This is a genomic window from Alteromonas sp. ABH4_454 (assembly GCF_056311775.1).
Genome location: NZ_CM149972.1, coordinates 3,412,334 through 3,429,815 on the forward strand (window position 1 = coordinate 3,412,334; position 17,482 = coordinate 3,429,815).

A 17,482-nucleotide genomic window follows, 5' to 3' on the forward strand; every position below is an offset into this window, starting at 1 on the left:
GAAAAGATCCATAGAACCACGCACAGATACTGACGCTCAATAGAAAGGTAAGGTTAAACTTATTTTAGAAAACCGCCGTAATTATAACTATTGTTTTCACATCATCTACATCGCCTTTGACATGCCAACTAACTTTTTTGGTTTAGGTAAGATGTGTTTTGTCAGTTTTACTCAAGGACCATCTAGACATGGATACTGCACTCACTGCTGCTTCTGTCTTTTTTATCGCTGTAAGCTGGGCTCCCCTTTTACCCTCTTCACACTGGTTGGTAAGAGTATGGGAGTTTCCACGACTTCAAATAGCAGCTATTATTTCTTTATTACTTATTGGGTACGCTTTTAAAGCATCGTACTACGCCCCATTAAATAGCCTTTCGCTAATTTTGGTAGTAGGCTTAATTGTTAGCTTGATTTACCAAGTTGTCTGGATAATCCCCTACACTCCCCTGTACAAGCGTGAAGTACAACGCGTGGGTAGTGAGGACACGAGCCGTAAACTTAGCGTGCTTTCCAGTAACGTATATATGCCAAACAACGATTTTCGCAAGCTCATCGAGCATGTGCGCAATAAACACCCCGACTTTCTGGTTACTCTTGAATCTAATGAAAAGTGGCAGAAGGGCATTAGCGAAATAGAGTCAGAATATCCTTACCGCAAATTCTGCCCTCTAGAAAACCTTTACGGCATGCATCTATACAGCAAGATCCCATTTGAAGAGGCTACACTTCGTTTTATGATAGAAGACGATGTGCCATCTATGAGGGTAAAAATTAATCATCATGGTCAAGATGTGCTGCTGTATTTTCTTCATCCAAAACCGCCAAGCCCTACGGAAAATACCTATGCTAAACCTAGGGATATCGAGTTGACCGTTGTCGGAGAGGAAATTGCTAAAACAGAAGGTCCAATCATAGTCGCTGGCGATCTAAATGACGTCGCGTGGTCACCTACTACCAGGAACTTTAAGAAAATAAGCGGCCTATTAGACCCTAGGGAAGGCCGAGGCTTTTTTAATACGTTCCACGCAAAGTACCCATTAGTGAAGTGGCCGCTAGATCACGTTTTTCACTCTAAACACTTTGGTTTAGTAAACATTGAGAAGTTAGAGGGGGTGGGATCTGATCACTACCCTCTTTATACCGAACTTGCGTTAATGACCGACAAAGGATAAAGCGGTTCAATGATGTTTAACGCGCCCCACGATGTTTTACACACCACATGAGGCTGTCGCAAGCCTCTTCACGCTTTTTGAAGTGCGCCAAACCAATTAAACTATGCTCTCTTGGCCAAACAGCTTGGTTAAGAAGTTCTTTATCCTTTGCAAGAAGTTGCTCGCTATCTAGCATAATCTCAATGGCTTTTTTATTGGGTTTTATCAGCGTAGGCTTAGCGTCTTTAACCAAAGCAGAGCGAACACAAATATACTCTCGCTTTACAGGGTCGCGTACCACACCGATATAGTCATTGTCACAAATGATAGCAGGCCAGCCTTCCGTTATTCTACTTTGCCCGAACATGATAAGTGTAAAAGCAACAAGCACAAAAAGTGTTAAACCAATAAACTGCGCGCTTAAATCAGGGGCCACACTTACAATAACCCCAACAACAGCCGCAAAAAATATCCAACCACCGAAGACTCTACGCATAGCGTTTGGTGAGATACCTGAAATAACATCAACCAATTTTAGAGATTGCTTGTCATAGTTTCGAATAATTACAGACGATTGTGATTCCACAGCCTTTGTCCACCAAAGAAAAATACGAAATACAGAAATTAATACGTTACAAGTAAGGCTGAAGATTTACCTACACTCTGAATGAGTAAACACCAATTTTAAAAGACGAATTTTACTCGAAAGGAAACGTGTTAAGTAATAATTGTAGGAATATGCAAACTATTGAAATGTAATGCTTAACCTACTAGGTAAGCATATCAAAATTTATATCGGGGGCAAAGCTATTACGCACTAAATACGCGGTGAAAAACGACATAACAAACATCGTACAACACCGCGCTATATGAAGAGTTTAAAATTACCTTTGCGGGCGGCGCTCTGGCATTGCGACAAGGGTATCATCTTTTAGCGTGCACGTACCCTCAACGGTTTCACCTCTTGGTGTTTCAAAAGATACGGTTTCGCCTTCAGCTTTTCCTTCACAAGCTTCTATAGCCTCTGGAGGTGGTTGTCTTGGATGTTCTCTATCGCCTTTCGCGAAGCAACCGGCGGTACTCAAACTAAGTAGACCAATTAACATTGCCGTCTTATTCATATTGCTACTACTCCTTACTTCTGTATCCAAAATATATACAAAATCAACTGTAATCGGTGCCAAATGCAGTGACCGCAAATGGCACCGGCTCTATCGTTCCAATCATAGAATTTAAATGTGCAGAAATAGTGCAGAACATGAGTATTAACCCATGATTTGCGGGTTAATCAGGCTGTGGATATTGTAGAGATGGCCCCTAGGTCGCTATACTCGAAATATGAAGTTATCTCATAAACTTACTATCATTTTGCTCGCGTTCTCTTGCATGTCTTTAATGCTTGCGCTCGCTACTGCCCGTTGGAGTTTTGAACAAGGTTTCAACAAATTTATTATAGCTCAGGAAAAAGAGCGGCTCAGTCAGCTTGGAGAAATGCTCGCGTTAGAGTACGCACTGAATGAGCGAAGCTGGGAAGGTATATCGCCCTATGCATTTTCTCGCCAAAGTAATCGCCCCCCTCCGCCTGGGCGCAAGTTTGGAGCCCAAGAACATAGAGGTATCAATCAGCATCCTCCACAAAGGCGCGCCAATCAGCTACCTAGTCGGGACCAACAGCACATAGGCCCTCCTACTACATTACTTGACTCACAAAGTAACGTCATAGCTGGCAGTATGCCTAGCGACGCTGCGACTAACCAAGATATTAAAGTATCTGTCTCTATTGTTAGCGAAGGTCGCAAGATTGGCGCATTGGAAAGCTATCTCCCCCCTTCACCAAGCTCTACAATGGCGCAAGAGTTTATGCGACAGCAGCGCACATCATTTATCGCTGTAGGTGCATTAGCATTGCTGGTTTCATTGATTACTGCGGTGATCATTGTGCCTAAACTTTTATCGCCCTTTAAAAAGATAGTAAAAGCTGTCGAACAACTCGCTAGACGCGAGTACGATGTAAAATTTAGGCAGCCGCCCAGCGATGAGTTTGGCGTGTTAATGAAAGACATTAACTCTCTTTCAGAGGCTTTACAAAAACATGAGGCTACGCAAAAACAATGGTTGGCAGATATTTCTCATGAATTGCGCACGCCGCTATCAATACTTGCTGGTGAAATGGAATTAGTTGAAGCAGGTGTCAGGCAGTTCGACAAAGCACAACTCGCTTCATTCCAAGACGAGGTTAGCCGTTTAACGCGCTTGGTTAATGATTTATATCAGTTGTCCTTATCAGATATAGGAGGCATGCACTTCGATTTCGAGATGGTTGATATCGGCGGCTTATTAGAAGATAGTTTGGCACAGTTTAATCTAGCTTTAGAGGCCAAGAGCATTAACGTTAGTACTTTCATCCCAAGCGATATAGAAGTTAACGCCGATGCCCAACGGCTGCGCCAAGTGTTTTCGAATATTTTGAGCAACAGTGTTGAATACACAGACTCTCCAGGTCAACTGCGGATAACATTAGTTGAAACCGGAACTAAAGCCACTATCGACATAGAAGATAGTGCACCTGGCATATCCACCGGAAATGAAAAGCAAGTATTTGACCCTCTCTATAGAGAGGATTCATCTAGAAAACGGCGAACTGAAGGTGCTGGCTTAGGTTTATCGATAAGTCAGTCAATTATTAAAGCGCACAAAGGTACGATAGACGCTGCGAATTCTGAGCTTGGAGGCGTTAAAATATCAATCGCGCTACCTATTAGGGGAAATGTTATCTAATGTCTACTCAATACCCTGTCTTAATTGTTGAAGACGAAGAAAAAATTGCCCAAATACTTGTAGATTTCTTTACTCTTGAGGGTTTCAACACAAAAGTACTGCATAGCGGTGAACAGGTTATTTCTGAAATTAGAGAAAACACCTTTAGCGCAGTCATTCTCGATCGCATGTTGCCTGCGGTAGATGGACTAACCTTATGCAAACAAATTAGGCAGTTTTCAAATGTGCCTCTTTTGATGCTAACCGCTCGAATTGATGAAATAGACAGGCTTATTGGGTTAGATGCAGGAGCCGACGATTACATATGCAAGCCCTTTTCTCCACGTGAGGTTGTAGCTCGGGTACAAGTTATTTTAAGAAGAACGCAAACCACTAATAACATAAGTGGTGAAGGCTCGAGAAAGCTAGTATTCAAAGATATTTCGTTAGATTTAGACGCTTATGTCTGTGAACGAAGAAACCAAACCATAGAGCTCACTCCAGTTGAGTTTAGATTGCTTAAAGCATTTATAGAAAAGCCAGGACATGTATTTTCCAGAGAACAGCTTATGGACAAAGGCTATGTGGACGGTCGCATCGTTAGCAATCGCACTATTGATAGCCACATGAAAAACTTACGCCATAAGCTAATGCAGGATGACGAAATCTCGCCGCTTCAGGCTGTATACGGTATAGGTTATAAACTGAGTTAGCTTTTTAAATCTTTTATCTGACTCAGCTTTGCACATAGCGGGCACGTACACTAGGCACCCACTTCAAGAATGGTGAAAATAACCTGTTTTCAAAGTTACTTCACTAAAAAACCTGCCCACTTTTTTGGTTTGTAAATTTTTCTCTTTCTTTGCAGTTCTTGCTCGCTTTTAAAGCCTCGCCACTGCTGAACTGGCAAATAGAAACAAAAAAACCACATATCTTCAACAGCTTACAACTTTGGAGCACTCTTTGCTTTATACAAAAGTATAACGTACAAGGTACGCCGTTTAAGCCAAGGGCTTTAGATAGGTTAGCAAAGGAGGTTGAGTATGCGTTCACCAGTAAGTGCAGTAACTATTGTTAAAAATAGAACCGAGAAGCTTTGCAATTTGATTTCGCAGTTGGAGCAATGCTCACCAACGCCAGATGAACTTGTTATTGTGTGGATGGCACCTCCTTCTGATTTGTCCCTCATTCAAAGCGAAAAATTCGATATTGTGCACAAGTTCACTACCCAAGAAGAACTACCAATTGCGAAAGCGCGAAATAAGGGAATGCTGGCGGCTAAGCATGAAAACCTTGTTTACTTAAATGTTGATGCGGTTATATCACCTACGCTCTGTAAAGATGGACTTTTGGCGTTGAAATACAACACGGTGGTGTTTACTTCGGTCGTCTTTTTACCCAACGAACGCTGCAACAAGCCGTATTCAGACATTTCAAAAAATGAACAGCAAATAGGTTATCTAGCAAGTAACGACGAAACGTTACCTGGCGATGATAACAACGAAATACCTTCAAGAGATCAGGAAAATAATCATGGAAAGTTTAGTGACGATAGTATTTGTTCTACAGTGTTTTTTATTCGTAAGACAGACTTTCAGAAAACCGGCGGCTTCGATGAAGGCTACGCGGGTTTCGGACTAAACGACGAAGACTTTTTCACCAACTGCCGGGCACTTGGCTACTCATTAGAACAGTTGCCTACTCGCACTTTTGCGCCACAACGCCCTAATTATCAATGCCCAGTCAATCATTTATTAGACTTTGTACATAATGCACAGCGCTTTCACGCTAAATGGGGCTTCTACCCTTGCACTGAAGTACTCAAAGCTTACGCGGACAAAGGCTTCATCGAGTCAAACTATGAAGAAAAGGGATTGAAGGTTATTCAGTTGCCTGAGCAGGAAGATGACCCAATCAAAATAGACACGAGCGGTTCAAGCGCTGCCCCGGCTTCTACGGGATACGAATTCACTTCGTTTCATTCGCCAGCTAAAAATCAAGAGCGTTTAAGCAACACGGCTTAATTTCTTTAAAAGGAATGAGCGGCACTGTTTGAATAGGGAGATATGGAATGTCTTTACTGAAACCCGATCTAACACACCGTTTTTTATCATTTGTAGGGGAAGGTGACTTCCCCTGTGTAGGCGCTAAATCGGCGCTAACTAAGAAGCAAATACACGTTCTGCAATTTGACGATATCTACTGCGAAAGTAATGAACCTGATATCTTGGCTTCAATTCACAAATTCGTGGAAGCATTCAAGCTGAACCGTGATATGTACTCCTCACTTGTGGTTACCTTCGAACAGCCCGATACCATTACCGAAACTGAGTTTGATAAGATTTTATGGGAAAAACTTCAACGTCTTCATGAAGTAGACGCATGCTTAAAAAGTTGGGATAGCAAAGTATCAAGCGATCCGCATAGTGCGCAATTCAGTTTAAGCCTTGGTGGGAAAGGCTTTTTCGTGATTGGATTGCACCCAAATGCCTCTAGAAAGAGCCGCCGTTTTTCTCATCCCGCAATTGTATTTAATTTACACGAACAGTTTGAACTGCTTCGTAAACAACAGAAGTTTGAAGCATTTAGAGATCATATAAGGAAGCGTGATGCCGCCTATTGCGGCAGTAAAAACCCATTGCTTGCTAACCACGGTGAAAGTTCTGAAGTTTATCAATACAGTGGTAAAAAGCATTCAGAAAGCTGGGAATGCCCCTTTAAACAAGTAAAAAATTAACTCTTAAAATATAAAAGGCACAGTATGAGACAAACTATACAGCCAAGAAGCGGTACTGCATTTACTATCAAGAAAGGTGAACGCCTTAAAGTCATTGACCCTGAAGGGGAACAAGTGGCCGACCTTTATGCCTTTAACGAGCATAATAAGGACGAGTTTATTTCCTCGGGTAGAAGTTTGGATTACAACGAAAGCCTTAAATTTAAAAAAGGCAGTTTGCTTTACTCAAATCAAAGCAACATCATGTTTGAAATTATCGAAGATAGAGTGGAAGACCATGATTTTTTACTAACGCCTTGTAGCGTAGACACCTTCAAACACTTCTACCCCAATGAAGAGCCAGTACCAGGTTGTCACGGTAACTTAGTTGCCGCTTTCGCTGAATTTGATATTCCAGAGCACCATGTTTGCACGACCTTCAATACATTTATGAATGTTGAGGTAGACAGTACGGGTAAAATCGCTGTTTTGCCGCCGAAGTCAAAAGCCGGCGATTACACGATATTTGAAGCTAAAATGGATATGATTGTAGGGTTAACGGCTTGCTCTGCTGGTGAATCTAACAACTTTCGATATAAACCAATACAATTTGAAATAATGCCCGCGAACCCGTTGTAATTCGCGAGCATTATTTTAGCAAATGGAGCGAGCGTTATTGTGCTTCTGCGATAGCGCTAGGCTTGCCTTTTTGCCAGTTAAGCCGCATATCCCACTTGAAGCGATGTTCAGGCTTTAATGGTGGTTGCGCTGCATCGATATTACTTAAGACGTTGGTTGCCTCGGTAAGCGTAGCATCGCGACCAAACAAATAGCTTTGCTCTTTCACTATGGTTAAGTAGGCCTTATTTAACGCGTAAGCGCGTTCTGGCGAAGGAGTAATGATGTCGTACACCGACTTAGCACGCTGCACTTCTTCCGCTTTAACCATACCTTTTTCGTCAAACCACTTTGCTAGCATTTCGCCGTTTTGACGAAACTCGTCGCCACCGCCTACACGCTCCATGTAGGTGAGGAATTCGCCTTTTTCTTCATTGATATTTGGCACATCTTCGATGGCACGCAAATCAATATATCCCCACCCTGCCTCGCCAGGAACTTTACGGGCAAATGAAAATGTCTGGTCAAAGGTTGACCCTACTGTTTTATGACAGCCGTTACAAAACGCTAGCTCTTGATCGTGTTGCGCACGCAGTTCACCCTGCTCATCTTCAATGAAGCCATTGATTGTCCAGCCAAAGCCGTTGTCTATCCCCTTTTCGCCTAGGTAGCGAGTTTGAGGCAGCTTTTCAAAATGTTTATCTTTTGCCTCAGCATAATAGGCAGAAGCTAGGCTTTCTCGGCTTCTAAACATATGCTTTTTCATATAACGTACTTCTTTCATGCGCGGCGCATTATAAATATTCCCGTTATCGTCCACACCAATGTAGCGTACGGTATGCAAGAACTCGGTGCCTTCAGGGTAAAGCATATGAGCCAGAGGAACAGCACTCGCATCACCCACATAATGTGAGGTGCGAACAATTTCAGTTACAGATGGCGACAACTCACCGTCTTGGTTAACGTCTACATTAATGGCAGTCTCATCTACTGGCGCTACGCTTAGTTTATTAAGCTCCTTTAGCGTCATTTCAACTAGGCTTAGGTTCAATGTGTAAATAGCTTTGTTGTAGTCGCCATTTAGCGTTTGGAAGTTTTCTGGAAGGCGAATCATAGCATCGCCCGTCGACCCGTTGGTCGGCCAGAAAGTACTTGGGAAAGGTTTGTAGTTATATGACACCCATCCGCTGCCATCTTTAGCAAAACCGTCGCCATCAAAGGCTTTGTCAGCGGCGCTCAAGTTTTCAATACGCATGTACTCTGGCATTGCGTGTTTTTTAAGTGAAGCGGTGTAGTTATCTTGCTCTACGTATTTTTTTATTGTGGCATCGTCAATACCCGCTATAAGTGATGTGCGGTCAATAAACAGATTCTTCCAGCTGTTTGTTAACCCCACATCGGAAAATTCATAGTTGCCCTGCAAGGTACCATCGCCCATTTGGTTAGGGCGTTTTTCTAAGGAATCGTAACTTTGGTGACATGCGTAACAAGGGTTATTTACGCCTTCTGTTTTGGTATAGCACTGGGGTGGGATAACCGACTCAGGGTTATACACTTCATTATGCTCAATATAGGCAAGAGCGGGAATATCGTCCCCTTCTCGGTATGGGTAGGAATGTGCGCTATTGGCGTCTGTATGTGCAGATGAAGACCCTTTCCCATTAGCAGGGTAAGTACTCGCGCTTACGCCGGCATTTGATTTATTGCTTAAATCAGCACTTGTGCTTTCAGTGCACCCTGCACTGATAAGTAGCGAAAGCAGAATGCCTGCGCTTGAGGTTATTTTTAGTATTTTCATAATCATCACAACGGCAAAAGCCGGGTGTGTAAACACCCGGCATATTTTAAATTAAAGAAAAACCTTACTTGTCTGCTGGCTCATACATCCACAGCGTGTTGTTCTCTTGGAAACCGTCTTCACCGATAAGAATACGGCCGTCGTTCATTACAACAACGTTATCTGGCTGAGAAAGCTGCTCAACGTCACAACGCTCTGCGCCGGTTAAGCTTGAACGATACGTACCGCCCATCACTACAGGTTCGATACGAGAAATGTTGTAGCCTTCTTCGAGTTTGGCGCGATAAACACCACCACAATCTTTAACACGGGCAGAAAGCTGCATATCGCCTTCACCATCGATCATCGTGTTATCGATATCTGCAATGCCAATGTAAAGGTATGCATTTTCGACAACTTCACCTTCAATGGTATCAACGCCTTCTACGGCTTCTTGCGCGCGTTTTTGGTTAATAGAGATACCTTCTAGCTTTCTCCACTCTGCCGTTGCGCCTTTAAGACGAGCAGCCGCACGACTTTCTAGGAATGCAACGCGGTCATCCATTGGCTCACCGGCTGTAACGCTTGAACCGCCCTCTTCAACCGTTGGGTAAGTTGCATCACCATCTGCCCACGCTTGAACGTCTGCCATTGTGATGTAAGAGCTTTGACCATCTACGTAATCGTCAGTACCAATACCGTTGTACTCGTCAATCCATGCGCGAATAGTCATATTGTCGCCACTGGCTAGCTCAACCCACTCAACGGCAAAGCCGGTTGTTGCCGGGTCATTCTGCCCTGCATCCTGAGTTAGTTTAGCGCCGTAAAGCGTACCTGCAGATAAGTCTTCTGCCGTGTCTGCAACAAATTTAAACAGTACGCCGCCGGTGTCATCTTGAGAAAGATAAACCGTTTTTCCATCAGGCATTACTGTTGAATTTTCGTGCTCATAACGACCCATAGTGAAGTGCTTAACAATCACCGGCTCATCAGCCAATGGTTCTGTTACTTCTGCAATGTAGCCGTAGTTGTAAGGGTTTGGTGCATCAGGTGCTGTCATTTGCCACATGCGACCTAAGCGTGCATCTGTAGATACTGCTTCTGGGTTATTCCAGCTAGGAGACGTTGTGGTATCTACTTCCGAATCAACTACCCACTCTTCAGAGGTAAGCGGCGTGCCCCAAGGAGACATCGAGCCGAAACAGTTTGCTGCCGTGCCCCATACTGGTGAGAAATCCAGCATCATGGCTTCTGTGACTTCCCACATACCGAATTCATCTTTTTCTACTTTCATGCGGCTCATACCGCCAGGTAGTTCTTCCCAGTTTGAGAACAGGTACCCTTCGCCTTCGGCAGTTGAAATAAAGCCGTTAAAGTCAGGCATATCGTTTTCAAGAACTAACTCTTCGCCATCTAGTGTGTAGATGTGGCCCAAACCTTCAGGAAGATCAGTACCGAAAGTATCACCGGTTTGACCTAGCACTTGATACTGACCGATAGCAGAAACAACTAGCTCTTTCTCTTCATCAGAGCTAGGTACTGGAGAATTTGGCAAAGTAACCGGCAGATTATTGAAGTTAGCGCCTGCAAGTACACCTACAGTACCTGTATTGATAGGCATATCGTTAACGCTATTAGTCGCAGCGTTAGTGCCTGAAGGATGCTGGACGTTGAAGAAAAGGTCGCCTTCATCAGTTAAGAAAATACCGGTTACCTCTGCGCCAAGAGGAACAGTCGCAATACGAGTAAGCGTGCCTGCTGTTGTACCTTCCGGGCCCTGCTCACCCGCAGGTCCCTGTTCGCCTGTTGGGCCTTGTTCACCTACTGGACCCTGAACGCCGTCTTCACCATCATCACCCTCTAGTGAGCAGGCAGACATGCCAAGTGTTACTGCTAGTGCAATCGCTGAATACTTAATTCCACGAAGAGTTTCGCTTTTCATTACGGTTCCTTGCTTATACTTGTTTTATAATTAGAGATGAGGAGAGCAGATGGCTTACCTCGCTAAATGGTCTTAGCGGACAAAGAGTGTGGATAAGATTTATGACACTTGGGTGACAAGTTATTGACTCCAAAATGAAAGATTTTTGACACTACAACCTGAAAGTAAAAGAGAAAGGAGAGTAAACGTCTACGAAGGCGGCGCAGTGCTTAGGGTTATTGAATGTTCAATTAAGAAAGAGTGGTCCACTTAGTCAGTTTATGAATTATTTGTTTCATGGGGCTATCTAAGAGGTTTAACTCGACTCAATACTTGAAAAGTCAATGTCGAGATAGTTAAAGAACGTTACGGAAGATATTAAAAAGAAATGTACGAAGAAGGCAAAGACACAAAAATACACCATAACGATTAAACGGACCTAGAGCCTGTTGATCTTTGCCCTGTATCAAAGATCATCAGGCCACAGCATAAAACAATATTCTACTCGCCAAATTGAGCAATGCCGCTTAATTCAAAATGGTAAGCGGATGACTATACATTTTTAGTTTATTAATCAGATAATCTTCGAATTGCTTGGCAGTTTGTATATCGTTGGTTCGCTTGGGCCAAACCGCAAGAATTTTATAGTCAAAAGCGGTTGAAGGTTTAAACAACACAAGGTGGTCATGTTCACCCTCAAATACCTTTTCGGCCTGATCTAGCCGGTAAACAAGGGCCAATCCTAAGTTGTCATTATCTGCCAAGATACTTTGAGCCCCCCAAGTAGCTATCACGCCCCAATCGCCGTGCTCGGCTTTAATCACCTGCATTCCATCATGCGCCACTAAACCTGCGACAATATTATCCGAAGGCTCTGATACAGAAACACTGATATGGGTTGTGGGGTCAAAAGCATCAATTCGATAGTGCGTGCTAACGTCGATGCTGTCCGCTTTCGCATCAGACGATGTCCACCCTTCGTAGCTAACTTTAAACTCAGCCCGTAACTGACTATTTGATACCAGCTGGTATTCGGTATTCTCGACATACTGAAAATGCATTACCGCTTGCTTAGAAGCACTATCTGATGGGATTTCCGTCGTGTTTTCTTGATTGCGGTCTGCGAGTCGGCCCAGAGCGCCTAAACCTAATGACTTCCCTACTTTAAGCGCGTCTCCGCCCCACGGAGATAAAGTGTGATAGCTATCATAACCGTCTTGCCCAACTTCGGGTAACACTACACTGTCATCAGTTTTCACGAAGACATCTATTGCGTTGCGCCAATCTAGATAAAGGCGATAGCCCATTTGATCAGACTCCCAACCAGGCCCTTCGTAACGCAAAAAATAAGAATGGTCGGTTAATTGAGGGGGTGACGTAAACGAAGTGACCTCTTCAAACGAAAAGCCTTCAGCGCTATACGCTGTATCTTGCCACTCTCCTCCCCTTCTTACTGAAAGTTCCGCGTGCGCCCTGTCTTGAACATTATTATTTGAAACCTGCTTAGGTGGCAAAAGTTCCAACGATATGCTCTCGCCTGGCGCTATAGATGCCGCACCTAAAAGCACCGCTTTCCCTTCATTATTTTCTATCCACTCTGAAGGGTGTTGCTTCAACTTCCAACCTGAATATTGCGGGGGCAGTGAAATTTCGAAAACTTGCTTCCCGTCACCACCATCTGCTGGATTTTTGACCTTGACAGACAAAGCTGGATTTATATCTTCTTGTGAGCAACTTGCCAAGAATGGCACCAAAATTAGACCTATCTTACTCAATTTAATCACTTTTATGCTCCCCATTGGTTGTTAACGCGCTGAACTAATTTACGATATTTATAAACAATATATTGACAATTGCCACCGGTGGCAATTATTTTAAATTTTGTTAACGAGATTTTTCAATTTAGTATGTCGATAAAATTCGGCACGCCAATGAACCATTTAGTGAAAGGTAAATTACATGGTCAACTTTAGCCTTGAAGGTAAAACTGCATTAGTGACAGGCGCAAGCAGAGGTATAGGTCAAGCGCTTGCCTTAGCACTCGCCACTTCAGGTGCCTTTGTCATCTGCGCGAGCTCTCGACCAGGTGGTTGTGATGAGACATTACGTAAAATTCAAAGTAAAGGCGGGCAAGCAATGGCACTAGATGGTGACCTCGCCGATGCCAACGATGTGGTTAAACTTGCCGAAGATGCGTTGAGCGTTAAAGGTCATATCGACATCCTGCTCAATAACGGTGGCACTATTTTCAGAGCGCCCGCCACCGACTTTCCTTTAGACGAATGGAGAAACGTACTTGCGGTCAACATCGATTCAGCTTTCCTACTTAGCCAAGCTATTGGCAAGAAGATGGTAGAGCGCGAGCAAGGCAAGATCATCAACATTGCCTCAATGTTGAGTTATACGGGCGGTATTACTGTTCCTGCCTACACTGCGAGCAAACATGCCATTGCCGGATTAACAAAAGCGCTGGCGAATGAATGGGGACAGCACAATGTCCAGGTAAACGCTATTGCCCCAGGTTATATCAAAACTGATAACACCCAAGCGCTGCAAGATGATGAAAAACGCAGTGCTGAAATTTGTGCACGCATTCCAGCTAACCGCTGGGGAGAAAGCGACGATTTAGCAGGGGCAGCAGTATTTCTTGCGAGCGCAGCAAGCAACTATGTTAACGGCCATATCCTTGCGGTCGACGGCGGCTTTTTAGCACGCTAGTGACTAACAAGGGTCACAGCCCTGAGCGATAAAACAGCCTTGAGCAAACAAATAGCCCTGAGCGATAAGATAGCCCTGAGTAAACAAATAGCCTTGAGCAGCAAAACAACGATGAATGGGAAAAAAGTCATGAACGAAAAAATAGACACACGATACGCCATAGGCCGTAAAGAGGCCAACGCTTACAATACGCAAGAACTGCGCGACGCTTTTTTGGTCGACACCCTAATGACAGAGGGCAAAGTCGTATGGATATACACCCATTACGAACGCTTTATGCTTGGAAGCGCCGTACCTACAACGAGTCCATTGACGCTAGAAACCATTGAAGATCAGTTAAAAATGCCCTTCTTTACCGCTCGTCGCGAAGTAGGTGTAATAAACATCGGCGGTCCGGGCACCATTACCGTTTCAGGCACAACTTACCATTTAGATAACGAAGAAGCCCTATATATCGGCCAGGGCAATGAAGAAGTAGTATTTGAGTCAGACAACGCCTCTAATCCCGCCAAATACTATTTGAATTCAGCGCCGGCTCATCACGCCTATCCATGCAAAAAAATAGGTAGTGCAGACGCAAATGTTCTCCATTTAGGTAGCCAAGAAACGTCAAATCAGCGCGATATTAAACAATTGCTTATCAATACTGTTGTTGATACCTGTCAGCTTCAGATGGGACTGACGCGACTGCATACCGGTTCTGTCTGGAACACTATGCCAGCTCATCAACACGACAGACGCAATGAAGTGTACTTTTACTTCGATATGGACAGCGAAAGCAGAGTATGTCACTTCATGGGTGAACCACAGGAGACCCGCCACATTTTCATTGCGAATGAAGAAGCTGTGGTATCGCCACCTTGGTCAATTCACTGTGGTGTGGGTACAGGAAGCTATGCGTTTATCTGGGGAATGGCAGGTGAAAACCTGGATTACGATGATATGGATAAGTTTCCGCCATCACAGTTGCGCTAAGCAGCCCTGTTCTAAATAGGTGTATTAAATATGTTGCGGTATCTAAAACTCACGCTCTCTGCTACAGCGATGTTGCTAACAGCTGCGTGTTCGCAAAATGAATTGCAAGGCGAGGTCACCGTATTGCGTTTGGGGCATACGTTGGACACACAACACTCTGTGCATAAGGCAATGGAATACCTTGGAGAGCGACTCGATTACTATTCTGACGGTACAATGAGTGTGGTTATTTATCCGAGCAGCCAGCTGGGAACCGAGAGAGAAATGGTAGAACTGTTGCAGATTGGCTCACTCGCTATGACGAAGGTGTCTGCAAGCCCCCTAGAAGGGTTTGCTCCTGAAATGAAGATATTCAGTATTCCCTACATTTTTCGCGATAATGATCATTTTTGGCGAGTATTAAACAGCGACTTGGGCGACCAATTGCTATCAGGTATTGAAGATTTTCGACTAAAAGGCCTCGGCTATTACGATGCGGGAAGCCGTAGCTTTTACACCAACGACAGACCTATAGAAACACCAAACGATCTGAACGGGCTAAAAATTCGCGTGTTGAACAGCCCTACTGCAGTAGCAACAGTTCGCGCACTGGGTGGAGCAGCAACGCCCGTCTCTTGGGGAGAGCTGTACACAGCGCTTCAGCAAGGCGTTGTGGATGGTGCTGAGAATAACCCACCTAGCTACTACCTTTCTCGTCATTATGAAATTGCTCGGTATTACAGCCTTGATGAGCATACGAGCGTGCCAGATGTCATGCTGGCATCGCTGCCGGTATGGGAAAGTTTGAATGAACAGCAGCAAACGTGGCTAACCAAAGCAATGGAAGACTCTGTTGAATACCAACGCGAACTTTGGAAAACATCTACGCAAGAATCTTTAGAAAAGGTAAAAGCCGAAGGCGTCACAGTTATTACGCCTGACAAAGCGCCTTTCGTTGAAGCGGTAAAGCCTTTTCATAAGAGCTTTGAAGACACGCCTATTGGCGACTTAATTACGCAAATAAAAGCGATGTAACAATGACAATAATACGCCTTATCGATAAAGCCTTAGCCGGCACACTTATAGTTGCCATGGTAAGTATTTTACTTACCGTGATTTGGCAAGTGGTCTCTCGTTACGTACTTAAAGACCCCGCTTCAATCACCGAAGAATTATCTAGGTTCATACTTATTTGGATTGGTATTTTAGGTGCGGCTTATGCGTATCGTCAAAACGCGCATTTAGGTTTCAACCTAATTGTTGAGCGTCAATCACGTAAAGTGAAACGCCTTTTACTTACCTGCGTTGAAATTATCGTCATTATTTTTTGTGTTTTAGTGATGGTATACGGCGGCTCTGAGCTTGTATCTCTCACCTTAGAATTGGAACAAATTTCGGCGGCACTTGGCATTAAAATGGGCCTTATTTATAGCGTGCTTCCCCTGTCTGGTGGCCTCATTATTGCCTACGCACTGGTCAACATTACAACGCTTTGGCGAAACAACAATAAGGGAACAGCGTAATGGAACTGACCGGTATTATCTTAGTCGTCGCTTTTTTCGTACTTCTTCTTTTAAATGTGCCAATTTCAATCAGTATTGGTGTCGCCACGCTGCTTGCTATGGTAATGAGCATGGATATCGCCCCTGCTACTATCACCATTGCGCAGCGTATGGCAGGTGGTCTTAATAGCTTTGCACTATTGGCAATCCCATTTTTTGTTTTATCTGGCCTTATCATGGGACGCGGCGGGATAGCCAAGCGATTAATTGAATGTGCAATGGCGCTTATTGGTGCGCTTCCCGGTGGTTTAGCCTTGGTGAATGTTGTTTCTTGCATGCTTTTTGGTGCAATTTCAGGGTCTGCGGTAGCAACTACGTCTGCTATTGGCAGCTTCATGTTGCCCGAAATGAAAAAAGCGGGCTACGAGCCGAATTTTAGTGCCGCAGTCACTGCAGCTGCATCAACCACAGGTATGTTAATTCCACCAAGTAATATCTTAATTGTATACGCAATCGCTAGCGGTGGCGTATCCATCGCCGCCCTTTTTATGGCTGGCTATATCCCAGGCATTATGGTGGGTTTAGCGCTAATGCTAGTGTGCTTTGTCTATGCAAAAATGAAAGGATACCCGCTGTCGCCACGACTTCCTTTTAAACTAGTTGTCGAAAAAACTATCGCAGCACTCCCTTCCCTGTTCCTCATATTCTTAGTGATTGGCGGCATTGTAGGCGGCGTTTTTACCGCTACTGAAGCTGGAGCCATTGCGGTAGTTTACTCATTGCTGTTAGCTGTGGTGTTTTATAAAGAAGTAGAAGCGAAAGCCTTACCCGATATATTCTTAAAAGCAGCGGAAACAACAGCAATTGTAATGCTGCTTATCGCGGCTTCAACCGCGATGTCATGGCTTTTATCGTTTGAAAATATCCCGCAAACTTTAAGTAATGCACTGTTATCGATAAGCGATAACCCATTACTCATTCTTCTTCTTATCAACTTGTTACTCATTGTGGTTGGTGCATTCTTAGATATGACACCTGCCGTACTTATTTTTACGCCCATATTTTTGCCGGTTGCCTTAGAGCTTGGAATGAGCGAGCTGCAGTTTGGCATCATGCTAGTACTCAACCTATCTATTGGATTATGCTCACCGCCCGTAGGCGCGGTACTTTTTATTACCTGTGCTATTGCTAAAACCAAACTTGAGAACATCATTAGACCGCTCATTCCTTTGTATGTGGCTATGTTCGTGGTTCTCATGTTAGTCACATATGTTGCTTGGTTCAGTGAAGCTCTGCCTCGCGCCTTGGGCTTTTAGCACTTATGGTCTGTAACGGATATCTATTCTGATAATAATATAGAGTGACCAG

The 17,482-nt window shown here is 44.0% G+C and carries 16 protein-coding genes; 11 read left to right on the forward strand and 5 right to left on the reverse strand.

Going from position 1 to position 17,482, the window contains the following annotated elements; genetic code table 11:
* Positions 1-188 precede the first annotated feature (188 nt).
* Positions 189-1,172 (forward strand): endonuclease/exonuclease/phosphatase family protein, encoded by a 984-nt coding sequence (locus ACYX4W_RS14970; protein ID WP_476073687.1) that lies wholly within the window; start codon positions 189-191, stop codon positions 1,170-1,172.
* A gap of 16 nt (positions 1,173-1,188) precedes the next feature.
* Here the strand turns inward: ACYX4W_RS14970 and ACYX4W_RS14975 are convergent, their stop codons facing one another.
* Together ACYX4W_RS14975 and ACYX4W_RS14980 are read right to left on the reverse strand one after the other, a co-directional pair.
* Positions 1,189-1,737: a hypothetical protein gene (locus ACYX4W_RS14975; RefSeq protein ID WP_474806201.1), complete on the reverse strand. Its 549-nt coding sequence runs from the start codon at positions 1,735-1,737 to the stop codon at positions 1,189-1,191.
* A gap of 298 nt (positions 1,738-2,035) precedes the next feature.
* Complete coding sequence (locus ACYX4W_RS14980) at positions 2,036-2,272, reverse strand: hypothetical protein (RefSeq protein ID WP_474859094.1); 237 nt, start codon at positions 2,270-2,272, stop codon at positions 2,036-2,038.
* Between the two features lie 217 nt (positions 2,273-2,489).
* On the opposite strand from ACYX4W_RS14980, the gene ACYX4W_RS14985 reads away from it, so the two are divergent.
* The 5 genes from ACYX4W_RS14985 to ACYX4W_RS15005 all read left to right on the forward strand — a co-directional run bounded on the left by ACYX4W_RS14985 (position 2,490) and on the right by ACYX4W_RS15005 (position 7,263).
* Positions 2,490-3,929: an ATP-binding protein gene (locus ACYX4W_RS14985; protein WP_476073688.1), complete on the forward strand. Its 1,440-nt coding sequence runs from the start codon at positions 2,490-2,492 to the stop codon at positions 3,927-3,929.
* Positions 3,929-4,621 carry a response regulator gene (locus ACYX4W_RS14990; RefSeq protein WP_476073689.1) on the forward strand — a complete coding sequence of 231 codons (693 nt, stop codon included), beginning with the start codon at positions 3,929-3,931 and terminating at the stop codon, positions 4,619-4,621. The genes ACYX4W_RS14985 and ACYX4W_RS14990 overlap by 1 nt, the downstream gene beginning before the upstream one ends.
* A 330-nt stretch (positions 4,622-4,951) precedes the next feature.
* Positions 4,952-5,932, forward strand: coding sequence for a glycosyltransferase family 2 protein (locus tag ACYX4W_RS14995; protein ID WP_476073690.1), 981 nt, complete (start codon positions 4,952-4,954; stop codon positions 5,930-5,932).
* Between the two features lie 47 nt (positions 5,933-5,979).
* Positions 5,980-6,645, forward strand: coding sequence for a guanitoxin biosynthesis heme-dependent pre-guanitoxin N-hydroxylase GntA (gene gntA, locus ACYX4W_RS15000; RefSeq protein ID WP_476073691.1), 666 nt, complete (start codon positions 5,980-5,982; stop codon positions 6,643-6,645).
* A 24-nt stretch (positions 6,646-6,669) separates the two neighbouring features.
* Positions 6,670-7,263: a DUF1989 domain-containing protein gene (locus ACYX4W_RS15005; RefSeq protein WP_476073692.1), complete on the forward strand. Its 594-nt coding sequence runs from the start codon at positions 6,670-6,672 to the stop codon at positions 7,261-7,263.
* Positions 7,264-7,297: 34 nt separating this feature from the next.
* Here ACYX4W_RS15005 and ACYX4W_RS15010 read toward each other — a convergent pair whose 3' ends face one another.
* The 3 genes from ACYX4W_RS15010 to ACYX4W_RS15020 form a co-directional block, all read right to left on the reverse strand.
* Positions 7,298-9,040 carry a hypothetical protein gene (locus ACYX4W_RS15010; RefSeq protein WP_476073693.1) on the reverse strand — a complete coding sequence of 581 codons (1,743 nt, stop codon included), beginning with the start codon at positions 9,038-9,040 and terminating at the stop codon, positions 7,298-7,300.
* 64 nt (positions 9,041-9,104) lie between these two features.
* On the reverse strand, positions 9,105-10,961 hold the full coding sequence (locus tag ACYX4W_RS15015) for an alkaline phosphatase PhoX (protein WP_476073694.1): 1,857 nt from the start codon (positions 10,959-10,961) through the stop codon (positions 9,105-9,107).
* A gap of 506 nt (positions 10,962-11,467) precedes the next feature.
* A complete protein-coding gene (locus ACYX4W_RS15020; RefSeq protein ID WP_476073695.1) occupies positions 11,468-12,724 on the reverse strand; it encodes a DUF4861 family protein in 1,257 nt (418 codons plus the stop codon).
* Positions 12,725-12,899: 175 nt separating this feature from the next.
* Between ACYX4W_RS15020 and ACYX4W_RS15025 the strand changes: the two genes are divergently transcribed.
* The 5 genes from ACYX4W_RS15025 to ACYX4W_RS15045 all read left to right on the forward strand — a co-directional run bounded on the left by ACYX4W_RS15025 (position 12,900) and on the right by ACYX4W_RS15045 (position 17,430).
* Complete coding sequence (locus ACYX4W_RS15025) at positions 12,900-13,658, forward strand: glucose 1-dehydrogenase (RefSeq protein WP_474806180.1); 759 nt, start codon at positions 12,900-12,902, stop codon at positions 13,656-13,658.
* 129 nt (positions 13,659-13,787) lie between these two features.
* Positions 13,788-14,633: a 5-dehydro-4-deoxy-D-glucuronate isomerase gene (kduI, locus tag ACYX4W_RS15030; RefSeq protein WP_476073696.1), complete on the forward strand. Its 846-nt coding sequence runs from the start codon at positions 13,788-13,790 to the stop codon at positions 14,631-14,633.
* 30 nt (positions 14,634-14,663) lie between these two features.
* The gene (locus tag ACYX4W_RS15035) at positions 14,664-15,647 is read left to right on the forward strand and encodes a TRAP transporter substrate-binding protein (RefSeq protein WP_476073697.1); all 984 of its coding nucleotides are present in this window, start codon (positions 14,664-14,666) and stop codon (positions 15,645-15,647) included.
* Positions 15,648-15,649: 2 nt separating this feature from the next.
* Positions 15,650-16,135 carry a TRAP transporter small permease gene (locus ACYX4W_RS15040; RefSeq protein ID WP_474806174.1) on the forward strand — a complete coding sequence of 162 codons (486 nt, stop codon included), beginning with the start codon at positions 15,650-15,652 and terminating at the stop codon, positions 16,133-16,135.
* On the forward strand, positions 16,135-17,430 hold the full coding sequence (locus ACYX4W_RS15045; RefSeq protein ID WP_476073698.1) for a TRAP transporter large permease: 1,296 nt from the start codon (positions 16,135-16,137) through the stop codon (positions 17,428-17,430). Before ACYX4W_RS15040 ends, ACYX4W_RS15045 begins: the two co-directional genes overlap by 1 nt.
* Positions 17,431-17,482 lie beyond the last annotated feature (52 nt).